3 protein-coding genes are annotated in these 1,141 nt (G+C 76.1%); all 3 read left to right on the top strand.

Annotated features, from left to right (window positions below; translation table 11 throughout):
* On the top strand, positions 1 to 691 hold a 691-nt coding region (locus tag NH287_RS15090; protein ID WP_253036261.1), incomplete at its 5' end, for a type II secretion system F family protein.
* A 43-nt stretch (positions 692 to 734) separates the two neighbouring features.
* Positions 735 to 938, top strand: coding sequence for a DUF4244 domain-containing protein (locus NH287_RS15085; protein WP_064003058.1), 204 nt, complete (start codon positions 735 to 737; stop codon positions 936 to 938).
* On the top strand, positions 935 to 1,141 hold a 207-nt coding region (locus tag NH287_RS15080), incomplete at its 3' end, for a TadE/TadG family type IV pilus assembly protein (protein ID WP_374209399.1). The genes NH287_RS15085 and NH287_RS15080, both read left to right, overlap by 4 nt.

The raw sequence follows: 1,141 nt of genomic DNA, 5'->3' as shown, positions 1-1,141 counted from the left end.
CGAACGCGGTGAGGCATGGCGCCAGATCGGGGTGGCGTGGCAGGTCGCGACCGTCGTCGGGGCGCCCCTGGCGGCGAGCCTGCGCGGCCTCGCCGAGGCGCTCCGCGACGCCCATCAGGCGCGCGACGACGTGCGCACGGCGCTCGCCGAGCCGCAGACGACGGCCCGCCTCATCGCGTGGTTGCCCCTCGTCGCGTTGGGGCTGGGCGCGGCGCTCGGGTTCGACCCGTTCACGGCCCTCGCCACGCCGGCAGGCGCCGTCTGTCTCGTGGCCGGAGGGTCGCTGATGCTCCTGACCCACCGGTGGACCCGCGCCCTCGTCGCCCGGGCGCAGCCCGGGGACGACATCCCGGGGCTCGATGCCGAGGTGATCGCGATCGCGCTCTCGGGCGGCGTCTCCATCCCGCGCGCGATCGAGGTCGCGGCGGCGGCGTCGGGCCTCGCGCCGTCGAGCGAGACGGGCGCGGTGCTCGCGCTCTCCCGCTCCGCCGGCGCCCCCGTCGTCGAACTGCTGCGAGCGGATGCCGCGGCCCGCCGTCAGGCGGCGCGGACGGAGGGCCGGCTGCGCGCCGCCGCCCTGTCCGGTCGGCTTCTGCTGCCGCTCGGGGTCTGCACCCTCCCCGCGTTCCTGCTGCTCGGCGTCGGCCCGATGCTGCTCTCGGTCCTCACCACGACCCCGCTCACGCTGTGAGCCCTAGACGTGCCCACATCCACAACCCACATCGGAGGAGATCATGACATCCCACGACCTGCCCACCCTGACCCGCCGTCGCGCGGCGGAACTGTTCGCCGACGAGACCGGCGCGGCGACCGCCGAATACGCCATCGCGACGATGGCGGCCGTCGCCTTCGCGGGCCTGCTCGTCATCATCATGCGCTCGGACGAGGTGCGCGGCATCCTCACCGACCTGGTCCGGCGCGCCCTGACCGTCTCATGAGGCGCGACGAGCGGGGATCGGTCGCGGCGGAGTTCGCCGTGACGGTCCCCGCCGTCGTCCTCGTGCTCGTGCTCGCGGTCTCGGCGCTCTCCGTGGGCGGTCGGCAGGTGCGGCTCGAGCACGCCGCCGCGCAGGCGGCGCGTCTGGCCGCTCGGGAGGAGCCCGCCGACCGGGTGGTCGCCGCCGCGCGCGCCCTCGCCTCG

It is taken from the genome of Microbacterium sp. CnD16-F, from assembly GCF_024124465.1.
Classification (GTDB): domain Bacteria; phylum Actinomycetota; class Actinomycetes; order Actinomycetales; family Microbacteriaceae; genus Microbacterium; species Microbacterium gawkjiense.
The sequence above is the reverse complement of the archived record's forward strand: the minus strand, read 5'-3'. Positions and strand labels throughout refer to the sequence as shown.

Coding starts and splice junctions, on each gene's coding strand:
- NH287_RS15085 (WP_064003058.1), top strand. CDS start 735: ATGACATCCCACGACCTGCCCACCCTGACCCGCCGTCGCGCGGCGGAA.